This window comes from Maribacter arenosus (assembly GCF_014610845.1).
Classification (GTDB): domain Bacteria; phylum Bacteroidota; class Bacteroidia; order Flavobacteriales; family Flavobacteriaceae; genus Maribacter_A; species Maribacter_A arenosus.
On sequence record NZ_JABTCG010000001.1, the window covers coordinates 414,620 to 436,865 of the forward strand.

A 22,246-nucleotide genomic window follows, 5' to 3' on the forward strand; every position below is an offset into this window, starting at 1 on the left:
TTTATGGAAGATAATGAAGAGCTAAACGAAGCACAAAACGATAATTCACCCACCGAAGACAGCACTGATATTGAGGATACCAACAATGCTCTGACCAAGGTTACGGGCATGTATAAGGATTGGTTTTTAGACTACGCTTCCTATGTTATTTTAGAACGTGCGGTACCTGCGATCGAGGATGGTTTTAAACCGGTTCAACGTAGAATTTTACACGCACTGAAAGAGCTCGATGATGGACGCTATAATAAAGTGGCCAATGTCGTTGGGCATACCATGCAGTACCACCCTCATGGCGATGCGAGCATAGCGGATGCTATGGTCCAGATTGGTCAAAAAGACTTGCTTATCGATACCCAAGGGAACTGGGGTAATATACTCACAGGGGATAGGGCCGCTGCTTCGCGATATATAGAAGCACGTTTATCGAAGTTCGCTTTAGAGGTGGTTTTTAGCCCAAAAATTACAGAATGGCAGCTTTCCTATGATGGACGTAAAAAAGAGCCGGTAAATTTACCTGTAAAGTTTCCCTTACTCTTGGCCCAAGGGGCAGAAGGTATTGCAGTAGGGCTATCGACCAAGGTGTTACCGCATAATTTCAATGAATTGATAGATGCTTCTATAAAGCATTTAAGGGGACAACGTTTTCAGTTGTATCCTGATTTTCCAACAGCAGGTATCATCGACATAAGTGCATATAATGATGGACTGCGTGGTGGCAAGATCCGTGTTCGAGCAAAAATATCTCAAAAAGATAAGAACACATTGATTATAAATGAAATACCTTACGGTACTAATACCTCTTCTTTAATAGATTCTATCTTAAAAGCAAATGATAAAGGCAAAATAAAAATCAAGAAAATCGAGGATAATACCGCAGCCGATGTCGAAATTCTTGTGCATTTACCCGGCGGTATATCCCCCGACAAAACCATAGATGCGCTTTATGCTTTTACGGCTTGCGAGTCTTCCATTTCGCCACTAGGTTGTATTATTGAGAATAATAAGCCGCTTTTTATTGGGGTTTCCGATATGTTGCGGCAATCTACTGACCTTACGGTCGAATTATTGAAGGCCGAATTAGAGGTTAAATTATCGGAACTTGAAGAACAATGGCATTTTGCTTCTTTAGAGCGTATTTTTATCGAAAACCGTATTTACCGGGATATTGAGGAAGAAGAGACCTGGGAAGGTGTTATTTCTGCAATCGATAAAGGATTGAAACCGCATACCAAACATTTAAAACGGGCGGTTACGGAAGAGGATATTGTTCGATTGACCGAAATCCGAATCAAAAGGATATCCAAATTTGATATCGATAAGGCGCAACAACATCTTGATAGTTTAGAGCAGAGTATTGCCGAGGTAAAGAATCACCTGGAAAACCTCATTGATTATGCGATAGACTATTTCAAAAACCTTAAAGCAAAGTACGGTAAGGATCGTGGGCGTAAATCCGAGATTAGGATTTTTGATGATATCGAGGCTACCAAAGTGGTCATTCGGAATACCAAACTATATGTAAATCGGGAAGAAGGCTTTGTGGGTACTTCTTTGAGGCGCGATGAGTATGTTACCGATTGTAGCGATATTGACGATATCATTGTATTTACCAAGGATGGCAAGGCCATGGTGACCAAGGTAGACAGTAAGACTTTTATCGGCAAGAATATTATTCATGTAGCTGTTTTTAAGAAAAAAGACAAACGTACCACCTATAATATGATCTATAGGGATGGCAAGGGTGGCCCTACATACATTAAAAGATTCAATGTCACCAGTGTAACCCGTGATAGGTTGTACGACCTTACGCCGGGCAAGGCGAATTCATTGGTGTATTATTTTTCGGCCAATCCCAATGGAGAGGCAGAGGTGGTCACGGTAAACCTACGTCAGGCTGGAAGTATTAAAAAATTGAAATGGGATATAGATTTTGCCGATGTTCTTATAAAAGGAAGGGCTTCCAAAGGGAATATCGTCACAAAATATACTGTTAAACGGATTGAACTCAAGGAGAAAGGAGTTTCGACATTGAAACCCCGTAAAATTTGGTTCGATGATGTGGTACGTCGTCTTAATGTAGACGGCAGGGGCGAGCTTCTCGGTGAATTTCGGGGAGATGACCTTTTGTTGATCGTCAATCAAAAAGGAATGGCGAAAACTGTTCAACCTACCTTGACCTCCCGATTTGAGGATGATATGATTATTCTTGAAAAATGGAACCCTCATAAACCCATTTCAGCCATTTATTGGGAAGGCGAAAAAGAGCGGTTTTATGTAAAACGATTTCTTATAGACCAGGGAAATCGGGAAGATATGTTTATTTCAGAACATCCTAAATCCTATTTAGAGTTGGTTTCTACCGATTGGCGTCCTGTTGTTGAAATAGAATTCTCAAAACCTAGAGGCAAGGATGCTAAACCAAATTTAATCGTTGACTTAGAGGATTTTATATCGATTAAGGGAATTAAAGCTTTAGGAAATCAATTGACAACGGAAAAGGTGAAGAACATAAATTTATTAGATCCTTTACCCTATGAGGAGCCCGAAGCGCCGGAGGCCAATGAAATTGAAGTGGTTGATGAAGAGGATATGAGTTTGGCATCGAATAAAACCCCAAAAGGTAAGACCGATGATGATCAAGATCCTGAAATTGATGGGGAAGGACAGACAGCCTTATTTTAAGAACAGATTTCTATGAAAAGTTTTGTACAGGAATTCAAGGATTTTGCGATAAAGGGCAATATGATCGATATGGCCATAGGTATCATAATTGGCACTGCATTCAATCAAGTGGTAAATGTCCTAGTTAAAAAAGTGATATTGCCCCCTTTTTCCTTGTTGACAGAGAATGTTCAACTGGGCGAAAAAAAGTATGTACTACGGGAGGCAAGTGGCGATATAGGCGAGGTGGCCATTGGCTATGGGGAATTGATCGAGGTATTGGTTGATTTTGCGATTATTTCCTTTACTATTTTTGTAGTCATTAAATTCATGAACCGATTCCGAAGTAAAGCAGAGGATCCTTCCAATAAAGAAGAAACAACCCCGAAGAATATCGAATTATTGGCGAATTTGGAAAAACTCATGAAAGAACAGAATGAGATTCTCACAAAAAATAAAGATTAATAAGGCGATTTGCAGGAGTATAACTTTATACCGTACCTTTGAACTAATTTAAGAAATATGGATTTTACCAACCCCCTGGTATACGGAGTACCCTGTTTTATTGCATTTATCCTATTGGAATTGACTTATAGTAAAACCCATGGAGATGACGAGCTCTATGAATGGAAAGACCTATTCGCAAGTGGTTTTATGGGTGTAGGCTCTGCTATTATCGCCCCCTTGATCAAAGTGATTTCAGCAATTGTCATTTTCGAGTATACTTATGAATTGTTCAACCCTTTGGTCGATGGCATCAGAACCAATATCATGGGTTACGAATCATTCGGGTATGCATGGTATATTTGGCTACTGTGTCAATTGGCCGATGATTTCACCTACTATTGGTTCCATAGGGCCAATCATGAAATTCGGATTTTATGGGCGGCGCATATTGTACACCACTCATCGGACAACTTTAATCTGGGAACTGCGGTAAGAAACGGATGGTTTACCATATTATATAAACCTCTGTTTTATATGTGGTTGCCGGCCTTGGGCTTTCCTCCTGAAATGGTAGTAGTGTGTCTAGGAATAGAGGCCTTGTGGCAATTTCAATTGCATACGGTATATGTGCCCAAATTAGGAATTTTAGAAAAAATATTCAACACCCATACCATGCATCAAGTGCATCATGCCCAGAATGTGGAATATTTGGATAAAAACCATGGTGGGTTCTTAAATATTTTTGATAAAATATTCGGTACTTGGAAAGCATTAGATGATAATATCGATGTTAAATATGGGGTAATTCATGCGCCTCAGTCCTATAACCCAATAGTTATCCTTACCCATGAATTCAAGGATATCTGGAACGATGTTAAAAAATCCAAGAAGCTTTCCCATGCTTTCATGTACATTTTCGGCCCTCCAGGCTGGAGTCCCGATGGCAGTACCTTGACCGTAAAACAGCAACAGCGTTTATTCAGAAAAGAGAAAGATAGAAACCCCAATATCGTATATTCAAGACCTAATTAATCATAGGTTTTAACCTTGTTCTTTTAGAGTCTCTTTTTTCCGCATTTTTATATTCAAAAACTCCACGAGTAATGAAAATGCAATGGCAAAGTACAAATACCCTTTTGGTATAGCCCCGATTTCCTGACCAAAGAATTTCGTATGGCTTAAATGGGCCGCTTCTGCTATCAGCATAAAACCGATCAGGATTAAAAATGAAAGTGCCAGTAATTGCATCGATGGATGTTTGTTGATAAATACCCTGATAGGGTTTGCGAATGCCATCATGATGATTATGGATATTACTACGGCAATGACCATTAATATTAATGCATCGGCTGGTTTATTGCCAATGCCGTTGGTCATTCCGACCGCAGTTAAAATCGAATCGATGGAAAAAATAAAATCGATGATAACAATTTGTACAATAGCCTTTGAAAAGCTGGTTATATTCTTTGATTTAACAGCATCCTCATCGTGTTCCGGAAGTTCAACTTTTTCATGAATTTCCGACGTACTTTTATATAATAGGAATAGGCCTCCGACAAAAAGGATAATGGCCTGCCCACTTATACCCGCCGTAAACCAGGAAGTCTGTACAAAGTAAAACGGATTATTCAGCCCGATCAAAAAAGATATCGCGAATAAGAGAATAATGCGTTGTACCATGGCCAGAAGCAAACCTATGTTAGTGGCTTTTCGCTGGTCTTTTTGTGGCAGTTTATTGGCTACAATGGATATAAAGACAATGTTGTCGATTCCTAATACAATTTCTAAAAATGTTAGTGTCAGTAATGCCACCCAGGCATCAGGACTTGTCAATATTTCGAACATGGTTAGTTGGTTTTTATAGCTATTCCTCTTGATTTATTGCTGTCTCCAACAATATTATAATCAAATGTATATGAATTATCCGTGGTTGACAATATTTTCATGTGAACCGATTTTTCCTCAAACTTGTTTCTGGGGCGCAATTTTTTTACGATATATTCACAATCATTGATCCAGCGAACAGAGGAGCTATCTGCTTTTCCTTCAAAATAGTCGATTTCCAAATTGCCTTTTCGTATAAACGTAGTGCTTACCTCCTTGTCGTTTATAATCGAAGTGAACGTGAATTTCCCATCTTTATAGGCCTTACAGTCCCTCTGGGGTTGGTAACAGGCGCTGAAAATCAGTAAAGGGACCAATAATATTTTAATTCTTTTTAGCATAGGCACAAAATAAAGAATTTAGTGGCATATAGCATATTAGCTTTTCAAATAAAATCGTTTTTGGGAAATCTTCTTAACCATTATATGATCGAAAGGTGCCATCATCGTAGAAAATGACTATTTTCTCAATGGTTTTTTCGGATGTGGATTTTGGCAGTGGACCATCGTCTTTTGTCGAATAAGTACTAGGAGCAGGGTCTGATACTTTAGGCAAGCCTTCTTCAGTCTGGGGGAATTCACCCTTGCCATTTAATAGCCAATATAGATTTACTTCAGGAAAAGTTTTGACCAACTTCAAAACAAATTCTAAGCTGGGCTTGTTTCTACCTGAAAGTAAATGGGAAATACTTGATCGTTGCACATTGATCTTATCGGCAAAAACTGCGGCAGATAGATCATAATGCCTAAGTATGGTTTCCAACCGTTTTACAAAATCACTAGTGTTTACCATTGTAATTCAATAGAATATAAAAATAACAAAAAGAGCGGAAAACCATCCCTTAAATTCCTATTATTAATCTAATATTATTAAATATTTAATTTATATAAAAACATATATAATATTGGAATAGAGTATATTAATAACATTTTTACTAAATTAAAAATAGTTACTTCTTTTTTGTTTACACATGTTATTAATAAGCTTCGGAAAATTGTTTTAAAGTTTACTTATGTAAATAGAATGGGTTACAAATGTAATTTATATTGATATTACATTTGTAACCAATGCAAAAAAACGAACATGGAACTATCACATATTCACTATGAGTCGATTAAAGAAAATGCACTTCATGGAAGATACATTACCTACGAGCATATTTCCGTTCTTCTAGGGTATCTGTCAAATAGTTTTAAGGTAACCGAAATTGGACGTTCGGTAAATGGTCTCCCAATCCACTCCATTACTTTTGGTCATGGTATGAATAAAATCTTGATGTGGTCCCAAATGCATGGTAATGAATCGACCACTACCAAGGCGATTTTTGATCTACTCAATGTATTCGGCACGGATTTAGAATTATTTCCTACCATTTTAAAAAATTGTACGATTAAGATCATACCTATGCTCAATCCTGATGGGGCGAAAGCCTATACGCGCTTGAATGCGAATCTGGTCGATTTGAATAGGGATGCGCAGGATAGAAGCCAGCCTGAAAGTAAGATATTAAGAAACTGCTTTGAAGATTTTAATCCAGACTTTTGTTTTAATCTACATGGGCAGCGAACAATATTCAACGTAGGGAATACTCCAAAACCTGCAACAATCTCATTTTTAGCCCCTGCCTTCGATGAAAATCGAAGTATTTCAGAATCCAGGGCGAAAAGTATGCGTTTGATCGTAGCTATGGACCAAGTACTCCAGAAATTAATACCTGGTCAAATTGGCCGATATGATGATGGATTTAATGCGAATTGTGTCGGAGACACATTTCAAATGCTAAATGTACCAACCATACTGTTCGAAGCTGGTCATTATCCAAAAGACTATGACCGTGAAGAAACGCGAAGGTTTATATTTATGGCAATGGTTAGCGCATTACAGACAATTTCAGAGAAAACCTTAAAATCGCTAGACGAGAAAGCCTATTTCAACATTCCCGATAACAATAAATTGTTTTACGATATTCTAATAAGAAACGCGCACCTCATTGAGCCCAAAAAATATAAAAAGGGAGCTACTATAGCCTTGCTTTATAAGGAAGTCCTTCAGAACGGGAAGATTGCTTTTGATCCCGTTGTGGAAAAGGTTGGAAGTCTCAAGGATTGTTTTGGGCACAAAACCTTTGATTGTTCAAATGAAAGTGATTTTGCATCCTTGAAATCGGAGTCTTTTTGGAACGAATTATAAACCCATTATTGCATAAATAACCTCGAAAACAATAATAAATTACATTTTTGTTAAAAATAAGCATCTTTTATTATGTTTAATTTCTTAATTACTTATTTTTGCCCAAAATAATATGTGACCATGACAAAAGTTAAATTAGACGAAATAGACCACCAGATTCTGGATATGTTAATCGAAAATACCAGAACCCCTTTTACCGATATAGCCAAGAAACTATTAATATCAGCAGGTACGGTGCATGTGAGAGTTAAAAAAATGGAGGAGGCGGGAATCATTCGCGGTTCTTCCCTCACTTTGGATTATGTAAAGCTGGGGTATGCCTTTATCGCCTATGTAGGCATATTTTTAGAAAAAACGCATCAGACAAAATTTGTATTGGAACGTTTAGAGCAAATTCCCAATGTTACTGTTGCCCATATTACAACCGGTAAATTCAATATCTTCTGTAAGATTAGGGCCAAGGATACGAACCATGCGAAGAACATCATTTTTAAAATTGATGATATTGATGGGATTAGTAGAACAGAAACCATGATTTCACTGGAAGAGAGCATCAATGATAAAAAACGTTTGATGCATATGATTTTCAATGAAATGTGATAAATATTTGTTTTAACAATACAAATCCCAAAGACCTTTATTTTTGGGATTTTTTAGTATGTCTCTTATGAGGATCACCGAACTCGATGTTGTGGAATATAGTCCTTTTTATCAACCCTACTTGGATGTTTTGGGGGATGTAGAATTGTTCGATATTCTAGTCAAGCAATTAGGCAACTTCCCTAAATTTTTAGACAGCCTTCCGGAAGAAAAATTCGGATATTCCTATGTGAAGGGTAAATGGACCCTTGCAGAAGTCTTGGTGCATGTCTTGGATACGGAACGGATTTTTCAATATAGGGCTTTACGGTTGATGCGAGGTGATAAGACACCTTTGCCTGGTTTTGACCAGGATTTATTTGTACCAAATTCAAATGCCGGTCAAAGGACCAAAAAAAGTATTATTGAGGAATATGTCATCGTGCGCAGATCAACGATTGCCTTGTTTTCCAATATGAACCCAAAGACTCTTCGTGAAATAGGGGAGGTCAGTGATGGCCCCATGAGCGTTGCCGCATTGGGTTTCATTATATGTGGCCACCAAAAACACCATAGGAATGTGATACGACTAAAGTACTTAGGTTTATAGACTAAGCATCCTCGTTATATTCTTCTTCAGAGTGCATATTCATTTCATCTATAGAAAGTTCATCCTCATAGGAGCTATCTTCCTTTGTTTCCAACTCTTTCTCCAGGTTTTCTTCAAAATTCGAGATGAAATTTGCGAGGCACTTGCTTATTTTGACCAAATAGATGGTATCATCGGTCTTTAGTTCAACGGTTTCAATAATTTCCCCTTGTACATTTTTAAAGGTGATAAGGTCCTCATCACCATAACCATCAGGATATGTTTCAATAAGTCGTGCCGCTAAATCATGGTCAAGTTTTTTGTAATCGATAAGTTTACGAAGCATGGTAGGTCGGTTTTATGGTTTCATTTAAATAACTACTTCTAAACTAGCCATAATTCCAATGTGGAAACCCAAAGAGTTGTAAACCGATCATTTTAGTATATGAAGCACTTAATCTTTGTAGTATGCGAAAGCCTCCAAGTATAATTCGTTGGGTATTTTAACATCGATCACAGGATGACCTATTGCTTTCAGAAGCACAAAATTGATATTTCCATGGGTATTCTTCTTATCGAATTTCAGATTGGAAAGAATTGCTTCAATATCCTCATTCGTAAAATCAACTTTTTTATAGCGATTTAAAAATGTTGTTTTTATATCCTGAAGCTCGTCAAGAGGAAGCCCTGTCAGCTTGTTCGATAGGTAGGCCTCCAGAATCATGCCCACAATTATGGCTTCACCATGTAATAAGGTATCCTTATCACTACTTTCAAGAAAATAGGATTCCACTGCATGACCTAGGGTATGACCAAAGTTCAAGATTTTTCTCAGATGCTGTTCCGTGGGGTCTTCGAGCACCACCTTATTCTTTATGGAAACCGAAGTGTATATATATTGGTGCACATGATCAAGGGTTTTCAAGGCTTTAAGTTCATTCCAATACCCAGCATCTTGAATAAGTCCATGTTTCAACATTTCCGCAAAACCACTATTCATTTGACGATCATCGAGTGTTTGTAAAAAGTCCGTGACAATAAGGACCATTTGGGGTTGGTTGATCACACCGATCTGATTCTTTAATGAACCAAGATCTACACCTGTCTTTCCCCCAACCGAGGCATCGACCATAGATAAAAGGGTAGTGGGAATATTAATGAAATCAATGCCCCTTTTATAGGTAGACGCAACAAACCCACCTAAATCGGTAACCACTCCGCCACCTAGATTGATCAACAGGCTCTTCCGGTCTGCATCCATTTCTGACAAGGTCAGCCAAACTTGGTTGCACGACTCAATATTTTTATGGACTTCCCCTGATTTTATTTCAATTAACCCAAAGGAAATATCATCTAACATTTCCTTCTTAAAAACAGGCAAGCAATCGGCTTTGGTATTTTCGTCTACAAGAACGAATACGTTTGAATAAGACTTTACCACAAGTAATTCCTTTAATCGGGCAAAGGCCTTTTCATTAAAATGAACACTATAAGAGGAAGTTGTTATCGATTCCATATTTGAATACTTCTAAAACACAAAATAAACGTTATTTTTATTGATAGGAATACAAATTCTGTGATTATCTTTGATCTGTTAAACAATACCTAAAAATGGAGCGAATTTTTGAGGATACTTCAACCGCATTTGCTTTAAAATCAGATTCCGAATTAGAGCGAGCTTATTTCTTATTTAAAATGATTGCTAATGAACCGCTAGTCCGTATTGGTACGGCTATGACCAATTTCGCCTTAAAGGCCCATCTTCCGGTAGATGGTTTAATACGCGCTACGGTTTTTGATCATTTTTGTGGTGGGGTAAGTGAGGCCGATTGTATGCCTGTTGTCGATAAGATGTGGGGAAAAGGAGTGTGTTCGGTACTCGATTATTCGGTCGAAGGAAAAGAAGACGAGGATCCATTGGATAATGCCTTGGCCAAAACCTTGGAAATTTTGGATTTTGTAAAGAAGAAGGATGCGATTCCATTTGCCGTATTTAAACCCACCGGATTTGGTAGAATGGCACTATTTGTTAAAGTTACCGAGGGAAAGGCACTAAATGATAAGGAACAGGCGGAGTGGGACAGGGTGGTTAAGCGTTTTGATAAAACTTGTAAAAAAGCGCACGATTTAAACGTTTCTTTATTGATCGATGCAGAGGAAAGTTGGATGCAAGGCGCAGCGGACCGCTTGGTCGAAGATATGATGCGTAAATACAATAAGGAAAGAACCATAGTCTTCAATACGGTACAGATGTATCGCTGGGATAGGATGGATTATATGAAAAAATTATATGCATCTGCCCAGAAAGAGGGATTCAAAATAGGCATAAAGACAGTTCGGGGTGCCTACTTGGAAAAGGAAAATGAACGGGCAGAGGAAAAAGGTTACAAAACACCTATGTGCCCTACCAAAAAGGCAAGCGATGAGAACTATGATGCCTGTAACAAATATATTTTGGATAGGCTAGACACCATTTCACTATTCGCAGGAACCCATAATGAGGAAAGCAGCTATTACCTAATGGATTTAATGAAAGAAAAAGGGCTTTCCAATTCGGATGAAAGAATATGGTTCGGTCAATTATATGGTATGAGTGACCATATTTCATTCAACCTTGCGGCCCAGGGTTACAATGTCGCCAAATACCTTCCTTTTGGCCCAGTACGGGACGTTATGCCATATTTGATCCGAAGGGCCGAGGAAAATACTTCGGTAGCTGGGCAGACTAGTCGGGAACTTTCCTTATTGAAAAAGGAAAGAAAGCGTAGAAATATGTGATTTTTAGTTTATTTAAAATTTCACCTTATCTATGAGCGAACTGTCCGGGCAATTTCGGACCGTCATTACTGCCTTTTTTTTGTTTACATCAGCTTCAATGATATACGTTCTACAAGGTTTCGACTTTGTATCGCTGTTTTTAAAATCTACCTTCCCGTCGGTTAGGAAATAAGAGATCATGAGGGAATCCAATTGTTCGTTATCCATCATTGCACGTATATCCCCCGAATAGGTAAGGGGTTTGGAACGAATATCCTTCAATGTTCTGCAATTTGGGAAGTAACAAAACTCGACCCCGGTAGCTTCAGATTTTTTTCTAAGGAAAATACTTAAAAAAATAAGTCCGATAGAAAGTCCGAAAAGGTAGAAACCCAAACGTTTTAAAAAGGCCATAACAAAATAAAAAAGGTTAAAAAAAACGAAAGCGTAAGATAGGGTTTTGTTCCCAAATGATTTGTTTTTTAACGATTGGAAGGGTTTAAAAAATCAAAAAATTAATGTCACTATATTGAAGGTCGAACCATTCACCTACGGCTTTGCTCGTGAGTATGCCATGATATAAGTAGAGGCCATTCCGAAGCCCTTTGTCAAAACGAAGGGAATTTTCCAATCCGCCATCTTCCCCTAATTTCAAAAGGTAAGGGGTGAAAATATTGCTGATTGAAATTGTAGCGGTTTTTGGATAGCGCGAGGGAATATTGGGAACACCATAATGTATAACCCCGTATTTCTCGATGGTGGGTTTATTGTGATCAGTAACTTCACTGGTCTCAAAACAACCTCCCATATCAATACTTACATCAATAATAACCGCACCTTTCTTCATATGTTCTACCATGGTATTTGAAACTACAACGGGTGCACGCTCCTTGCCCCGGACAGCACCAATGGCCACATCACATCTTTTTAATGATTTGATTAGGTTCTTTGGTTGAATGGTAGAAGTATAAACAGTTTGACCGAGGTTGGTCTGAATGGTTCTTAACTTTGTGATGGAGTTATCAAAAACCTTAACGTTAGCCCCTAAACCGATGGCCGATCGTGCTGCAAATTCACCCACCGTACCTGCGCCTATGATAACCACTTCGACCGGTGGTACGCCGCTAATGTTGCCGAACATAAGACCATTTCCTTTGTTGGTTGCCGCCATGAGTTCAGCCGCTATAAGCACCGAGGAAATCCCAGCAATTTCACTCAAGGAACGTACGGCTGGGTATTTACCATCCTCATCCATTATAAATTCAAAAGCAATGGCCGTTAAACGTTTCTTTGCCATTTTTTCGAAATACGCTTTCTGTTGTGTCTTGATCTGAAGGGCTGAAATAATCGTGGTCTGTGGATTCAGCATTTCAATCTCTGAAAGGGTAGGGGGCTCTACTTTTAGTATTAAAGGGCATCCGAAGACTTTCTTTACATCATTGGTTACCTCGGCCCCGGCATTGGTATATTCAATATCGGTAAAATGTGCCCCTTCGCCAGCACCCGATTCTATGAGTACCCGGTGACCATGTGCGGTAATGGCATTGACCGCGTCCGGGGTAAGACATATTCGTTTTTCTTGATATTGGTTCTCTTTGGGTATGCCGATAAAAAGCTCCCCTTTTTGTTTTAACACTTCAAGGGTTTCTTCTTGTGGCAACAATTGTTGCTTGCTAAATGGCGAGGTGGGTTGCTTCATAGAATCTACTTTCTATCGCAAAAAAAAGCGAAAAAAGTAAATTTACAACTTTAATATGAAATCCAAACCTATTTTTATGTACCTAGGATGTAATGGAATTGTATTAGAATTTCAAGTGTAGCCAACCTTTTAGACTGTCCTGGAAGTTTTTTAACTTTCTTTCAATATTATTGGTAGAAAAGGTAGTATTGAGATAATCTGAGAGCGATTCGTAATTATATACGTTATCCTCAACTCTCGCCTCGGAATCTAGAGCCTCAATATCTATTGAGTCTATGTTGTTGTGTTGACTTTTCTTTTCATTCTGTTTGTAGTTGTTCAACTCTTTTTCCATTTCTTCCAAATCGATTCCTAAAACATGTTTGTCAAACAATTTAACCCTTATGAAATAAACAAACGGAATAATAACCATCATAATAGGAAGTAACCAATAGATTTCCACCTCATCCAAATATCTATCTTCATACAATAGTGAAGCAATTTGGAAAGCATACATTGCAATGGGAATCAATATAACATGGTACCACCAATGTTTACAAGTAAAAAACCACAAGACAAGTAAAATCAAAGGCACGAATTTGGCCATAAAAAGCCACATAACAGTTGTGATACTTTCTTGGTATTTACTTTCATAAACCATGAATGAAAGATCTAGAGTATTACCTGTAGGAAAAGATCTATATGTATAGAAAATATAAGGTGTAATCGCAATGAGAATCGCGACAATACTACCAATTAATATGCTTCTTGATTTTCTCTTTCGAGAATTTTGGTCCGGGTTTTTCGTTTTCTTCGACATCTTCACTATGCTAGGTCATTGCTGATTTTATAACAAAAAAAAAGGGCTTCTAGTATGTAGAAACCCCTATTAATCGATAAAATGATTAATTTATCCGGCGCTTGGCACTTTTATTTTAGTTCTATCTATACCATTGGTGGGCACCTTTATTTTAGTTCTATCAATTGTTTCCTGATTATACAGTTGATCTTCTTCAGCTGTTGAATTAGGTTCACAAGAAACAGCCATTAATACACCACATGCCAAAAGGCCAAAAAGTAGTCTCTTCATTTTCATTCTGATAGGTTTTTAGTTAGAAATTGGACAATTATAGCCGCAATGTAGGAAAAATAATCGAAATAAATTACCGTTTATCGAAAAAAACACACATTTAAACGTCAAAAAAGGACATTTTATCGATTAAAATGTCATTCATCGAAAAGTATACAATAAAAAATAAGTCGGTGTCGTTTGCCGCCCAAGTCTATTCCGGGAGGATGAGCGTTCGTGTAGATTCATCCATTACCTTAATGATTATTTCCGTAGCATCCGGCGGTATGAGCGATTTGATTTTTTCAGCCCATTCCATAAAAATCCAAACATCCCGATACAAATAATCCTCAATGCCCAGGTCAAGGGCCTCATGCTCATCATTCAAGCGATAAAAATCGAAATGATAGGCCAAAACCTGACCATGTTGATCCTGATATTCGTTAACAATACCAAAAGTAGGGCTACTCGCTTCACCCGCGCTGCCCAATTGCCGTACAATCGCCTTTATCAAAGTGGTTTTACCCGCGCCCATTTCACCATGGAAACATAGGATTTTTGAAGGTACTTGTTGAATCAGTTTATCAGCCACCTTATGAATCTGGCTTTCTTTGAAGGTGATTTTCTTCATTTCATCAAATAAATACTTTCATTTCTAAAACAAAATTTAACTTTACAATTACCACAAAGATATATTAGAATGGGTTCTTTTTGGAAAAGAAAGTTTATTTGGGATATTGCAATGGCTGTTTTGGTCATATTTCTCCCATTTTTAATTTATTTGCATTTATTTTTTGATGATAATACAAATTCATTTGTCATCTTGGGCTATGAATTTCACCATGATTTTCAGAGCAATATTGTATACACATGGTTATTACTTAACAAGTTAATTCCAATATCATTATTGATGCTATGGTTTTTGAACAATTATTTTTGGTGGCGCTTCTTCATTTTTGTTCCTTTAGCTCTTTGGATAGATACTTTCGTTGGATTATCATTGGAGCTGCGAAATGTTATTGTTGAGAACAGGTTTTTATATTCGGTTCTTGGTATGCTAGTGATTTTTCCCCTTCTTATTTTTATACAAGGTTATTTAGAAAAATATAACTTATCTAATCGACTTAATGCTTCCTTTAGAAACTGGTCAACATCTGAATATAAAAACCTATTTAGACAATTTAGCAATAAAACTTCCTCATTTATAGATTATAACAAGGTGATTCCTATAGAGGAAAAGTTAAGAAGTTTTTATTTTATTAATTTGACAATTAAAGGAAAATTTGAAAGATATTTTATCACCAAAAAGAAGGGAATACAGGTAAGGAAGTTTGATTTTTTAATAATATTCGTATTGGTTTTGATACCTTTCATCTATTATTCTGCATGGTTTTTTCCAGAGAACACGAAGAAATTTGAATTATTTTGGTTCACTATTGATAGCTACGGCTTTCATGATGTTTCTTTATTTATTTGGTTTGTAGGATCCAAAATTTGCATTTTGATACCTACTATTATTTGGTTTATCACATCCCACAACTGGTGGCGATTTGCCATATTATCCCCAATTATTTTAACTGTTTATCAATTATGGGAGGCTGTACAATCAACTCGAATAGATGAAATTTGGTTTTCTCAGGCACTCCCTTTGATTATAATAATTATTGCTTTTCTATTGCTGATATCTAAAACAATAAATTATCAGTCTAAAATTTTAGATATTTACAATACAATAGAAGGAGAAATTGAACAACTCTTGCAGAAAGTGGGAAAGGATTCTGAAACGAAAAGAAACAAACAGGTTTTGGAATATTTAAAGAAAAAAGATAATAAGGAAGAAAAAGGTAAAGAAAAAATAGCTGCCCTTTTTAAAATAAGGGAAGAACTTTTAACACAATTAAAAACAAAAAACTAACCCTTTTTTCCCAATTTCTTTTGTGTACGTTCAATCTCTTCAGTTACTTCTTTTAAAAGTCGTTTTAGCTCCTCTTCTTGTCTTTCCTTGATTTTAGCTTCGATTATTTGCTCAATCTCAGTTTGTTTTTCCTTGGGCAGCTCCTCAAAATCCAAAATCAACTCTTCTTCATTCTCTTTGAGCATTTTACCTTCGCCAGTAATCAACCAATTAACATTTAGGTGGGGATACGTTTTTAGAATATTTTCTATAACATCACTGCCGATAGAGGCATTGTTCTTTTGCATACGCAAGATATACCCATTACTCGCACCTATAGAGAGGTCAAACTGCCGGGCACTCAAACCCGCATATTTGATAAACTGCATTAAACGGTCAATGGTTTTAAGCATAATGCCAAAAATTATAATAAAAGATATATTGGTCTGTTACAAAGATATGGCTTTAATTTATATTGTGATATAAGTTGTTTCTTACCTCTGTTGTATTCATGTCAAGCACATCGACGATTTGGTCAATGGAATAATTGATTAATTTTTTATTGTTCAAATAGGTAGTTGGGGTGGTTTGAATATCTAACTTTTCAGACCATACATAATGATGCTTGATCATATCTTCTGCCATTTTATTATGATTTATTGGATATGTTTTTACAAATGCGTTCAAGTTTCCAACTTCAAACCATTTCCCCAATATTTCCTGGAATCCCAACGTATCCTTTAAATAGTGACTTATAAGCATTGCCGATGTTAATAATTTAACTTTATCATTTTCTCGAAAACTTCCAACAAACCTTATTACAATCTTTGCATAATTAGGATGTTTATTGAGTAAATTTACGATCGATGCATATTCTCGACCACAGGCCGGACAATAGGGGTTTATGGCCACGACCAAAATGTTCTTGGCTGTATCACTACCCAAAATGATTTCGTGGGACAGAAAATCCATGTCCACTTCTTTTTGCTTTTGTTGAACATGTTGAAAGACTTCCCAATTATTCTTTATCCTTAGATATGAAAAATATAGTGTATTAAAACCTGAAGATTTTAGCAATTCTTTTTTCAAAAACATCCAGATAATAGATGGAAGAAATAAACTAAAAGAGAACAGGAATATTGTTTTGAGTTCAAAGTTTGGAAGTAACGAGGATTCACTAAAGTAATAATAACCTACTGCCGCTTCTGCCCAAAGTGCGGCAATTGTTGCCAAACAGAGCGTACACCACTTTTTGATTACAAATCCCTGATAGAACAATGAAAAAATGGTGTACGGTAGTGCTAAAAAACTAGTGATAACCAGAAGTTTAAGAAGATCAATAGAAGTCTGTAAGGGAACAATTATTGAAATAACAAATATTATGATCGTACCTGTGAAATATAAGAAACCCATATCGGTCATCGACAACCAATCAAATAATTTAGCTGCCGGGGAATTCAGAACATCATCACAGCTTATTTTTTTACCTACTTTGCAAATGCTATAACTGGTGTTTCTATTAATTTCTTTGTTGACCAAGGCCAAGGCAACCACCAATCCGAATACCTTAATAAAGAAGTAAGCCAGTATACGACTTGAACCTAAAGCGAAAACAATACCCAAAATCAATAGCGTTGAAAAAATTACAACTATTGAAAAACGTAAATTATTCAATAATTCAGTGTTCTTTTTCTTCTTATAATGCTCTTCAGTAACGGCACTTTCTGTATCCACTAAAATCACCATTTTGTTCCACATTTTTGTGAAATCGTCTAGGGGCGTGTTTTTCCATCCCATTGATGGTGAAAAAAAATGCACATAATCATTTTCACTTTTTTTCACCAAGATGGTCTCTCCGCTATGGGTCGAAGCCAAAAAAGGAGTTTCCAACTGATTCAATTGTTCCGTCTTCACCTTTACAGCTTTGTTGGAAATTCCAAAATTGGTCAAAGTATTTGTAATGGAAAATAAGGTTTGAAAAGAGGGATGTTGCAATAATTTTGCTCTAATAGTAGTATAGGTGATTTTATTGTTCAATAATTTGAACAACTCGTGTAATACACTGACAACGGGTTCTTTTTTTGATTTGAACATAATTATGATAATTGACTATTTACGAGGGTGTAATAATGCTCTTTTCTTTGTAATAAGGCTTGGTGTGTACCCTCCTCTACGATTTTACCTTTTTTCAGGACAACGATTTTATCTGCATATTTCACCGTACTCAGCCTATGTGCTATAACTACCACTGTCTTGTTTCTAGTGGCGGCAATGAGGTTTTTCAATATTACCGTCTCATTTTCAGAATCCAGAGCGTTGGTTGCTTCATCGAAAAATATAAAGGAAGGATCTTTGTACAGAGCTCGTGCTATCAAAACCCGTTGTTGTTGTCCTTGGCTTAAGCCGACCCCTTCGCTCCCTATTTTGGTTTGGTATTGTAGCGGTAAAGATTCTATCCATTCCTTTATATAGGCAGCCTGTACCGAATTCAACAAACGTTCCATATCAATTGTTTCATATGTTTTTAATACTATATTGTTCGCTATGGTATCGGCAAAAATGTAATTGTCTTGCATGACAACCCCGCACTGCTCACGCCAGTGATAATCGGAAACGTAATTTAGGTTTAGATTCCCAATCAATATTGCGCCTTCCGTTGGTTGGTATAGTTTCAATAAAAGTTTTAATAATGTGGTTTTTCCGCTACCACTTGCGCCTACGATGGCCGTAGTTTTATTATGCGGAATTTTTAGATTAATGTTGTTCAACACTTTGGGGGAGTGGGGGCCTTCATATTGAAAGGAAACATTTTCAAGTATAATGTCGCTCTCTTTTGAAATTGAGGTCGAGGTGGCATTATCATCCTGCTTTTTATTGATAACCTCTCCTAGACGCTCCAAACTTATCTTTGCGTCTTGATAGGAATGGGTCAAACCTAAAAAAGAACTAAGCGGTGCTTGTATCTGGCCCATTATAAATTGAACAGACATCATCATTCCCAAAGTCATATCTCCTTCGATTACAGAAAGTGCGACGATAAGGCTGATAACAACACCAACGACGGAGTTAATGACAGTAGCACCTGAAGATTGAAACTGATTCCATAACAGCACCTTTTTACTTAGTTTATAACTTTTTGATTGTACACGTTCCCATTCCCAACGTTTTTCCTTTTCGATGTTGTTAAGAATAATTTCCCTGGCACCGTAAAACAGTTGTAGCAGTTTGTTTTCACTGTCAGCGGCAATCTTAAAGCCTTCGTGATCAAATTCCCTTCTTTTCCGTAGAAATAACAAGATCCATCCGATGTACAGACCATTGCCCAATAAAAAAATGAGCAATATTTTGTAATTGTAATAGGCAAGGATTGCAGTATAAATAACGAAGTTAAAAACGGAAACAATGACAGAAAAAAGCGATTGGTTCAAAAAGGATTCGATTCTTGAATTATCACTGATACGCTTGGTAACATCGCCAACAGTCTTTAATTCAAAAAACGTAAATGGCATTTTCATTAATTTGGCCACATAGCCAATGACAAAGGAGAGGCTGATGCGAATGCTTAAATGCAACGATATCCATGACTGAATGAACGATATGACGGTGCTGCCAATGGTAAGCATTAATTGTGCTATCAAAACCAAATAGATAAAGTTCACATTTCTCCCCAAAATACCAATGTCTACAACAGATTGCGTAATAAAAGGGGTCAATAGACTCACTAGACTGGAAAAAACTATGGCAAAGAAAACTTGGATCAACAAGTTCTTATGGGGTAGAAAGTATTTTAAAAAATGGGAGAAAGAAGCTTTTTCCTCTTCTTCTTGGTCGTAGAACTTGGGAGTAGTTTCCAGAAGCAATGCAATACTTTCTTGACCATTGCCACTCCATTGCATCTTAAGGTCTTGGTGCGAAATTTTGACCTTTCCCTTTGCGGGATCGGCGATATAGGCATTCTTTTTATCCGTTTTATATAGCACCACGAAATGCCTTCCTTCCCACGGTATAATGCACGGCAGTGGCACCTTTTTTAAAAGCGTGAACAAATCCACTCGTGTGCCTAAGGACTTAAGACCTATACTTTCTGCCGCATGACTAATGCCCATTAATGATACACCTTCCCTAGTGATATAACTGAGCTCACGTAACCGATCCAATGAAATATCTTTCCCGTAATGTTTGGCTACCATACGAAGACAAGTTGGCCCACAGTCCATTTTATCAAATTGTTTATATGTAGTAAATCCTGCCATTTTCGCGCTTATGATTTCTATTTTAATTTTTGGGTTTGGTTCTTGGATTTGGAAATATTATATATGCTTAATTTTTAAAGAGGCTCTCAAATTGATAAAAGATACGTCCCAAGACACTTTGGTCTTTTGTCACAATATCCGCTGTGGCAGTCAGGCGTTGTTTGAATACAATTTTGTTTTCATAATTGGTGGTAAGCCCATTGGGAAGTTCGATTATAATACTGTACAGATTTTCAATCGGGATTTCTGAAATCCTGGTCACCGTGCCCTCTACGGTACCATATTCATGATAGGGGTAGGCATCCAGTTTTAGGATTACCTTATTGCCTTTTTTTACTTTCCCGGCATTTGCCACAGGAAACATGCCCACCGCCTGTAATTTTTGCTCTTGAAAGGGGATAATGGTCAATACCCGCTCCCCAGCCGTGATAAAATCCCCTTCATTGATCTCGTTAAAAAAGGAAAGTCGACCTGTTATGGGAGCAGAGATCAAATACTGATTTTCCCATTCCTCCAATTGGCTTCTAAGCTCATTCAGTGATTTTAAATAATTGCCCTGTAATTGCTGTTCATATTCTTTTTTTTGAAGGTCCAATTCCATGATTTCGCGTTCCAGATTAGCAAGGGACATACGTTCGGCATTCAGGCTTTTATGGTCGTTGGCATAGCCCATTTCTTTTTGTAACAATGTTTGTTTGATCTGTTCGAATTCAGAGGCCGAAATGACCCCTTTTTTATAGAGTGTCTCGTAACGGTCGTGTTCTTTTTGTTTGAGTATGTAATCTTTTTCACTGCTCTTTAGGTAGTTTTTCGAATATGTTAGTCCTCGAGCGTTACCGGTTTTAATGTTTTGCAGACTTTTTATACGCTGATCATAGGGTAGTTCTATGTTGTAATTCTTCAAGTTGAGTGCTGCCAGGGCAAAGCTGTTATATACTGGTTGTAGCATACCCAAACTGTCGAGCCAGACATTCGTATAGTCTAAAAATGTGTCCGGAACCGTAGGTCCTAGATTTTTATATAGTTGTTGCACCTGCGCATAAGAAGTGGCACTTTCAAGCATTAAAATAGGTTCTCCCTTAAAAATAGTGTCGTTTTCAGCCAAGGGAAACCGCTTTACGATAGGGGCGTTTATCTTTGCCACCACATCAGAAGGGGGTCTTGGTGTGGTAATATTCACCTGGCCGACTATAATATCAGGGTATTTCACCAACCAGGCCGCCAAAAGGAATAACATAAGAAAAAAAAGCATCGCCCCGATACCATAACGGATGAGCCAATTAGGTTTTTTTTCTATAATTTCGTTGATATGGGGACTAAAGTGCTGTTGTATTGATTTAGTTTCCAATGCTGATTGTTTCGGAACAAGGATTGTAATTAGAAATATTTCTACAATATATGATATTTTTCTATAAATAGAATATTTTCTATATATTTAAGAAATTAATTTTCAAAATACTTTTATTATAAAAGATAAAAATAAATTTGTGTGACTTTGAGCCAGTGAGAAGCCTTGAGTGTATATGAATGATAATTGTGGTGACAATTAAAAAATTACACGTTGTTTTTTAAGCTTTGCCTCCTAGCCAATTAATTAGTATAGGGATATTTACAAATCTGAGTATTTAATTGAATGTAGACATGGAATTAAGATTTAAATTATATGCCAAGTCCTTTTTGGTTTACGGTGTCATATCCGGTATTGCACTTTTTTTGTGGAATTCTTTCGATACAGAGAACATGAATTTTGAAACGAAAGTTTATATAATTGTAACTGCATGGGTAATTACGTCAGTCTCATCGGCTTTTTCGCAAATTAAATCTGTCGAAAGACTTAAGAACTCGAAATTAACCACAAAGGACTTTAGTGTTTTTCAAACAGAATATTTGAATCAAAATATCCCAATCGATTATATTTTTCAGTTATTGAAATCCAATGAAATTACAAAGAGATGGGCTTTAACAATCCATAAATCTATGATTAGAGGCAAGACAAATATCACTATAAGTTCATGGGGTGAAAAGGTGAAAATCAAATCTTCGGATAATAAAATTATAATTGAGAGTAAACCAGTACTTAGGACTGCGGTATTCGACAATGGAAAAAATTTAAAGAATGTAAAATTAATAAAGAAAATTATTGAGAATGCTCAAACAATATTGAAAAATAAAAAAAATAACCTGTAAAAGTCGGTCACAATTTATTATATTGTTTGCATGAAATAAGCTATTAAACGGGTCTGTA

23 protein-coding genes are annotated in these 22,246 nt (G+C 36.9%); 9 read left to right on the plus strand and 14 right to left on the minus strand.

What is annotated here, in order from left to right:
- The first annotated feature begins 3 nt into the window (after positions 1-3).
- From HPE63_RS01855 to HPE63_RS01865, 3 genes are read left to right on the plus strand one after another with little or no spacing between them, the layout of a single operon-like run.
- Positions 4-2,682, plus strand: coding sequence for a DNA gyrase/topoisomerase IV subunit A (locus tag HPE63_RS01855; RefSeq protein ID WP_188312523.1), 2,679 nt, complete (start codon positions 4-6; stop codon positions 2,680-2,682).
- 12 nt (positions 2,683-2,694) lie between these two features.
- Complete coding sequence (gene mscL / locus HPE63_RS01860) at positions 2,695-3,126, plus strand: large conductance mechanosensitive channel protein MscL (RefSeq protein WP_188312524.1); 432 nt, start codon at positions 2,695-2,697, stop codon at positions 3,124-3,126.
- Between the two features lie 57 nt (positions 3,127-3,183).
- Positions 3,184-4,140 (plus strand): sterol desaturase family protein, encoded by a 957-nt coding sequence (locus HPE63_RS01865; RefSeq protein WP_188312525.1) that lies wholly within the window; start codon positions 3,184-3,186, stop codon positions 4,138-4,140.
- Between the two features lie 9 nt (positions 4,141-4,149).
- Here the strand turns inward: HPE63_RS01865 and HPE63_RS01870 are convergent, their stop codons facing one another.
- The 3 genes from HPE63_RS01870 to HPE63_RS01880 form a co-directional block, all read right to left on the minus strand.
- The gene (locus HPE63_RS01870; protein WP_188312526.1) at positions 4,150-4,953 is read right to left on the minus strand and encodes a TerC family protein; all 804 of its coding nucleotides are present in this window, start codon (positions 4,951-4,953) and stop codon (positions 4,150-4,152) included.
- A gap of 2 nt (positions 4,954-4,955) precedes the next feature.
- The gene (locus HPE63_RS01875) at positions 4,956-5,333 is read right to left on the minus strand and encodes a DNA topoisomerase IV (protein WP_188312527.1); all 378 of its coding nucleotides are present in this window, start codon (positions 5,331-5,333) and stop codon (positions 4,956-4,958) included.
- A gap of 73 nt (positions 5,334-5,406) precedes the next feature.
- On the minus strand, positions 5,407-5,784 hold the full coding sequence (locus HPE63_RS01880; RefSeq protein WP_188312528.1) for a helix-turn-helix domain-containing protein: 378 nt from the start codon (positions 5,782-5,784) through the stop codon (positions 5,407-5,409).
- A 291-nt stretch (positions 5,785-6,075) separates the two neighbouring features.
- On the opposite strand from HPE63_RS01880, the gene HPE63_RS01885 reads away from it, so the two are divergent.
- From HPE63_RS01885 to HPE63_RS01895, 3 genes are all read left to right on the plus strand, one after another.
- Positions 6,076-7,182: a M14 family metallopeptidase gene (locus tag HPE63_RS01885; RefSeq protein ID WP_188312529.1), complete on the plus strand. Its 1,107-nt coding sequence runs from the start codon at positions 6,076-6,078 to the stop codon at positions 7,180-7,182.
- A gap of 120 nt (positions 7,183-7,302) precedes the next feature.
- Entirely contained in the window at positions 7,303-7,782 is a 480-nt protein-coding gene (locus tag HPE63_RS01890) for an Lrp/AsnC family transcriptional regulator (RefSeq protein WP_188312530.1), read from the plus strand.
- A gap of 67 nt (positions 7,783-7,849) precedes the next feature.
- Entirely contained in the window at positions 7,850-8,371 is a 522-nt protein-coding gene (locus tag HPE63_RS01895) for a DinB family protein (protein ID WP_188312531.1), read from the plus strand.
- Between the two features lies 1 nt (position 8,372).
- On the opposite strand, the gene HPE63_RS01900 is transcribed toward HPE63_RS01895, so the two are convergent.
- The gene (locus HPE63_RS01900; RefSeq protein WP_188312532.1) at positions 8,373-8,696 is read right to left on the minus strand and encodes a hypothetical protein; all 324 of its coding nucleotides are present in this window, start codon (positions 8,694-8,696) and stop codon (positions 8,373-8,375) included.
- Positions 8,697-8,804: 108 nt separating this feature from the next.
- The gene (aroB, locus tag HPE63_RS01905; protein ID WP_188312533.1) at positions 8,805-9,866 is read right to left on the minus strand and encodes a 3-dehydroquinate synthase; all 1,062 of its coding nucleotides are present in this window, start codon (positions 9,864-9,866) and stop codon (positions 8,805-8,807) included.
- 95 nt (positions 9,867-9,961) lie between these two features.
- On the opposite strand from aroB, the gene HPE63_RS01910 reads away from it, so the two are divergent.
- Positions 9,962-11,128: a proline dehydrogenase family protein gene (locus HPE63_RS01910; protein WP_188312534.1), complete on the plus strand. Its 1,167-nt coding sequence runs from the start codon at positions 9,962-9,964 to the stop codon at positions 11,126-11,128.
- 12 nt (positions 11,129-11,140) lie between these two features.
- Here HPE63_RS01910 and HPE63_RS01915 read toward each other — a convergent pair whose 3' ends face one another.
- From HPE63_RS01915 to tsaE, 5 genes are all read right to left on the minus strand, one after another.
- A complete protein-coding gene (locus tag HPE63_RS01915) occupies positions 11,141-11,521 on the minus strand; it encodes a DUF4258 domain-containing protein (RefSeq protein WP_188312535.1) in 381 nt (126 codons plus the stop codon).
- 85 nt (positions 11,522-11,606) lie between these two features.
- Entirely contained in the window at positions 11,607-12,806 is a 1,200-nt protein-coding gene (locus HPE63_RS01920) for an alanine dehydrogenase (RefSeq protein WP_188312536.1), read from the minus strand.
- Positions 12,807-12,909: 103 nt separating this feature from the next.
- Positions 12,910-13,605: a hypothetical protein gene (locus tag HPE63_RS01925; protein ID WP_188312537.1), complete on the minus strand. Its 696-nt coding sequence runs from the start codon at positions 13,603-13,605 to the stop codon at positions 12,910-12,912.
- Positions 13,606-13,695: 90 nt separating this feature from the next.
- Positions 13,696-13,881 carry a hypothetical protein gene (locus HPE63_RS01930; protein ID WP_188312538.1) on the minus strand — a complete coding sequence of 62 codons (186 nt, stop codon included), beginning with the start codon at positions 13,879-13,881 and terminating at the stop codon, positions 13,696-13,698.
- 187 nt (positions 13,882-14,068) lie between these two features.
- The gene (gene tsaE, locus HPE63_RS01935) at positions 14,069-14,485 is read right to left on the minus strand and encodes a tRNA (adenosine(37)-N6)-threonylcarbamoyltransferase complex ATPase subunit type 1 TsaE (RefSeq protein ID WP_188312539.1); all 417 of its coding nucleotides are present in this window, start codon (positions 14,483-14,485) and stop codon (positions 14,069-14,071) included.
- Positions 14,486-14,554: 69 nt separating this feature from the next.
- Between tsaE and HPE63_RS01940 the strand changes: the two genes are divergently transcribed.
- Complete coding sequence (locus HPE63_RS01940; protein ID WP_188312540.1) at positions 14,555-15,769, plus strand: hypothetical protein; 1,215 nt, start codon at positions 14,555-14,557, stop codon at positions 15,767-15,769.
- Here the strand turns inward: HPE63_RS01940 and HPE63_RS01945 are convergent.
- The 4 genes from HPE63_RS01945 to HPE63_RS01960 all read right to left on the minus strand — a co-directional run bounded on the left by HPE63_RS01945 (position 15,766) and on the right by HPE63_RS01960 (position 21,349).
- Positions 15,766-16,161 (minus strand): hypothetical protein, encoded by a 396-nt coding sequence (locus HPE63_RS01945; protein ID WP_188312541.1) that lies wholly within the window; start codon positions 16,159-16,161, stop codon positions 15,766-15,768. The genes HPE63_RS01940 and HPE63_RS01945 overlap by 4 nt on opposite strands.
- A gap of 52 nt (positions 16,162-16,213) precedes the next feature.
- The gene (locus HPE63_RS01950) at positions 16,214-17,842 is read right to left on the minus strand and encodes a vitamin K epoxide reductase family protein (RefSeq protein WP_188312542.1); all 1,629 of its coding nucleotides are present in this window, start codon (positions 17,840-17,842) and stop codon (positions 16,214-16,216) included.
- 2 nt (positions 17,843-17,844) lie between these two features.
- On the minus strand, positions 17,845-20,001 hold the full coding sequence (locus HPE63_RS01955; protein ID WP_188312543.1) for a peptidase domain-containing ABC transporter: 2,157 nt from the start codon (positions 19,999-20,001) through the stop codon (positions 17,845-17,847).
- Positions 20,002-20,068: 67 nt separating this feature from the next.
- A complete protein-coding gene (locus tag HPE63_RS01960; RefSeq protein ID WP_188312544.1) occupies positions 20,069-21,349 on the minus strand; it encodes an HlyD family secretion protein in 1,281 nt (426 codons plus the stop codon).
- Positions 21,350-21,642: 293 nt separating this feature from the next.
- Here HPE63_RS01960 and HPE63_RS01965 point away from each other — a divergent pair, with 293 nt between their 5' ends.
- The gene (locus HPE63_RS01965) at positions 21,643-22,188 is read left to right on the plus strand and encodes a hypothetical protein (protein WP_188312545.1); all 546 of its coding nucleotides are present in this window, start codon (positions 21,643-21,645) and stop codon (positions 22,186-22,188) included.
- Positions 22,189-22,246 lie beyond the last annotated feature (58 nt).

Bases quoted from the DNA above. Each gene is read 5' to 3' on its own strand.
- HPE63_RS01910 (WP_188312534.1), top strand. From the start codon at position 9,962: ATGGAGCGAATTTTTGAGGATACTTCAACCGCATTTGCTTTAAAATCA.
- HPE63_RS01855 (WP_188312523.1), top strand. From the start codon at position 4: ATGGAAGATAATGAAGAGCTAAACGAAGCACAAAACGATAATTCACCC.
- HPE63_RS01875 (WP_188312527.1), bottom strand. From the start codon at position 5,333: ATGCTAAAAAGAATTAAAATATTATTGGTCCCTTTACTGATTTTCAGC.
- HPE63_RS01865 (WP_188312525.1), top strand. From the start codon at position 3,184: ATGGATTTTACCAACCCCCTGGTATACGGAGTACCCTGTTTTATTGCA.
- HPE63_RS01955 (WP_188312543.1), bottom strand. From the start codon at position 20,001: ATGGCAGGATTTACTACATATAAACAATTTGATAAAATGGACTGTGGG.
- aroB (WP_188312533.1), bottom strand. From the start codon at position 9,866: ATGGAATCGATAACAACTTCCTCTTATAGTGTTCATTTTAATGAAAAG.
- HPE63_RS01890 (WP_188312530.1), top strand. From the start codon at position 7,303: ATGACAAAAGTTAAATTAGACGAAATAGACCACCAGATTCTGGATATG.
- HPE63_RS01885 (WP_188312529.1), top strand. From the start codon at position 6,076: ATGGAACTATCACATATTCACTATGAGTCGATTAAAGAAAATGCACTT.
- HPE63_RS01920 (WP_188312536.1), bottom strand. From the start codon at position 12,806: ATGAAGCAACCCACCTCGCCATTTAGCAAGCAACAATTGTTGCCACAA.
- HPE63_RS01880 (WP_188312528.1), bottom strand. From the start codon at position 5,784: ATGGTAAACACTAGTGATTTTGTAAAACGGTTGGAAACCATACTTAGG.
- HPE63_RS01940 (WP_188312540.1), top strand. From the start codon at position 14,555: ATGGGTTCTTTTTGGAAAAGAAAGTTTATTTGGGATATTGCAATGGCT.
- HPE63_RS01895 (WP_188312531.1), top strand. From the start codon at position 7,850: ATGAGGATCACCGAACTCGATGTTGTGGAATATAGTCCTTTTTATCAA.
- HPE63_RS01930 (WP_188312538.1), bottom strand. From the start codon at position 13,881: ATGAAAATGAAGAGACTACTTTTTGGCCTTTTGGCATGTGGTGTATTA.
- HPE63_RS01925 (WP_188312537.1), bottom strand. From the start codon at position 13,605: ATGTCGAAGAAAACGAAAAACCCGGACCAAAATTCTCGAAAGAGAAAA.
- HPE63_RS01950 (WP_188312542.1), bottom strand. From the start codon at position 17,842: ATGTTCAAATCAAAAAAAGAACCCGTTGTCAGTGTATTACACGAGTTG.
- HPE63_RS01900 (WP_188312532.1), bottom strand. From the start codon at position 8,696: ATGCTTCGTAAACTTATCGATTACAAAAAACTTGACCATGATTTAGCG.
- HPE63_RS01965 (WP_188312545.1), top strand. From the start codon at position 21,643: ATGGAATTAAGATTTAAATTATATGCCAAGTCCTTTTTGGTTTACGGT.
- HPE63_RS01945 (WP_188312541.1), bottom strand. From the start codon at position 16,161: ATGCTTAAAACCATTGACCGTTTAATGCAGTTTATCAAATATGCGGGT.
- HPE63_RS01870 (WP_188312526.1), bottom strand. From the start codon at position 4,953: ATGTTCGAAATATTGACAAGTCCTGATGCCTGGGTGGCATTACTGACA.
- mscL (WP_188312524.1), top strand. From the start codon at position 2,695: ATGAAAAGTTTTGTACAGGAATTCAAGGATTTTGCGATAAAGGGCAAT.
- HPE63_RS01915 (WP_188312535.1), bottom strand. From the start codon at position 11,521: ATGGCCTTTTTAAAACGTTTGGGTTTCTACCTTTTCGGACTTTCTATC.
- tsaE (WP_188312539.1), bottom strand. From the start codon at position 14,485: ATGAAGAAAATCACCTTCAAAGAAAGCCAGATTCATAAGGTGGCTGAT.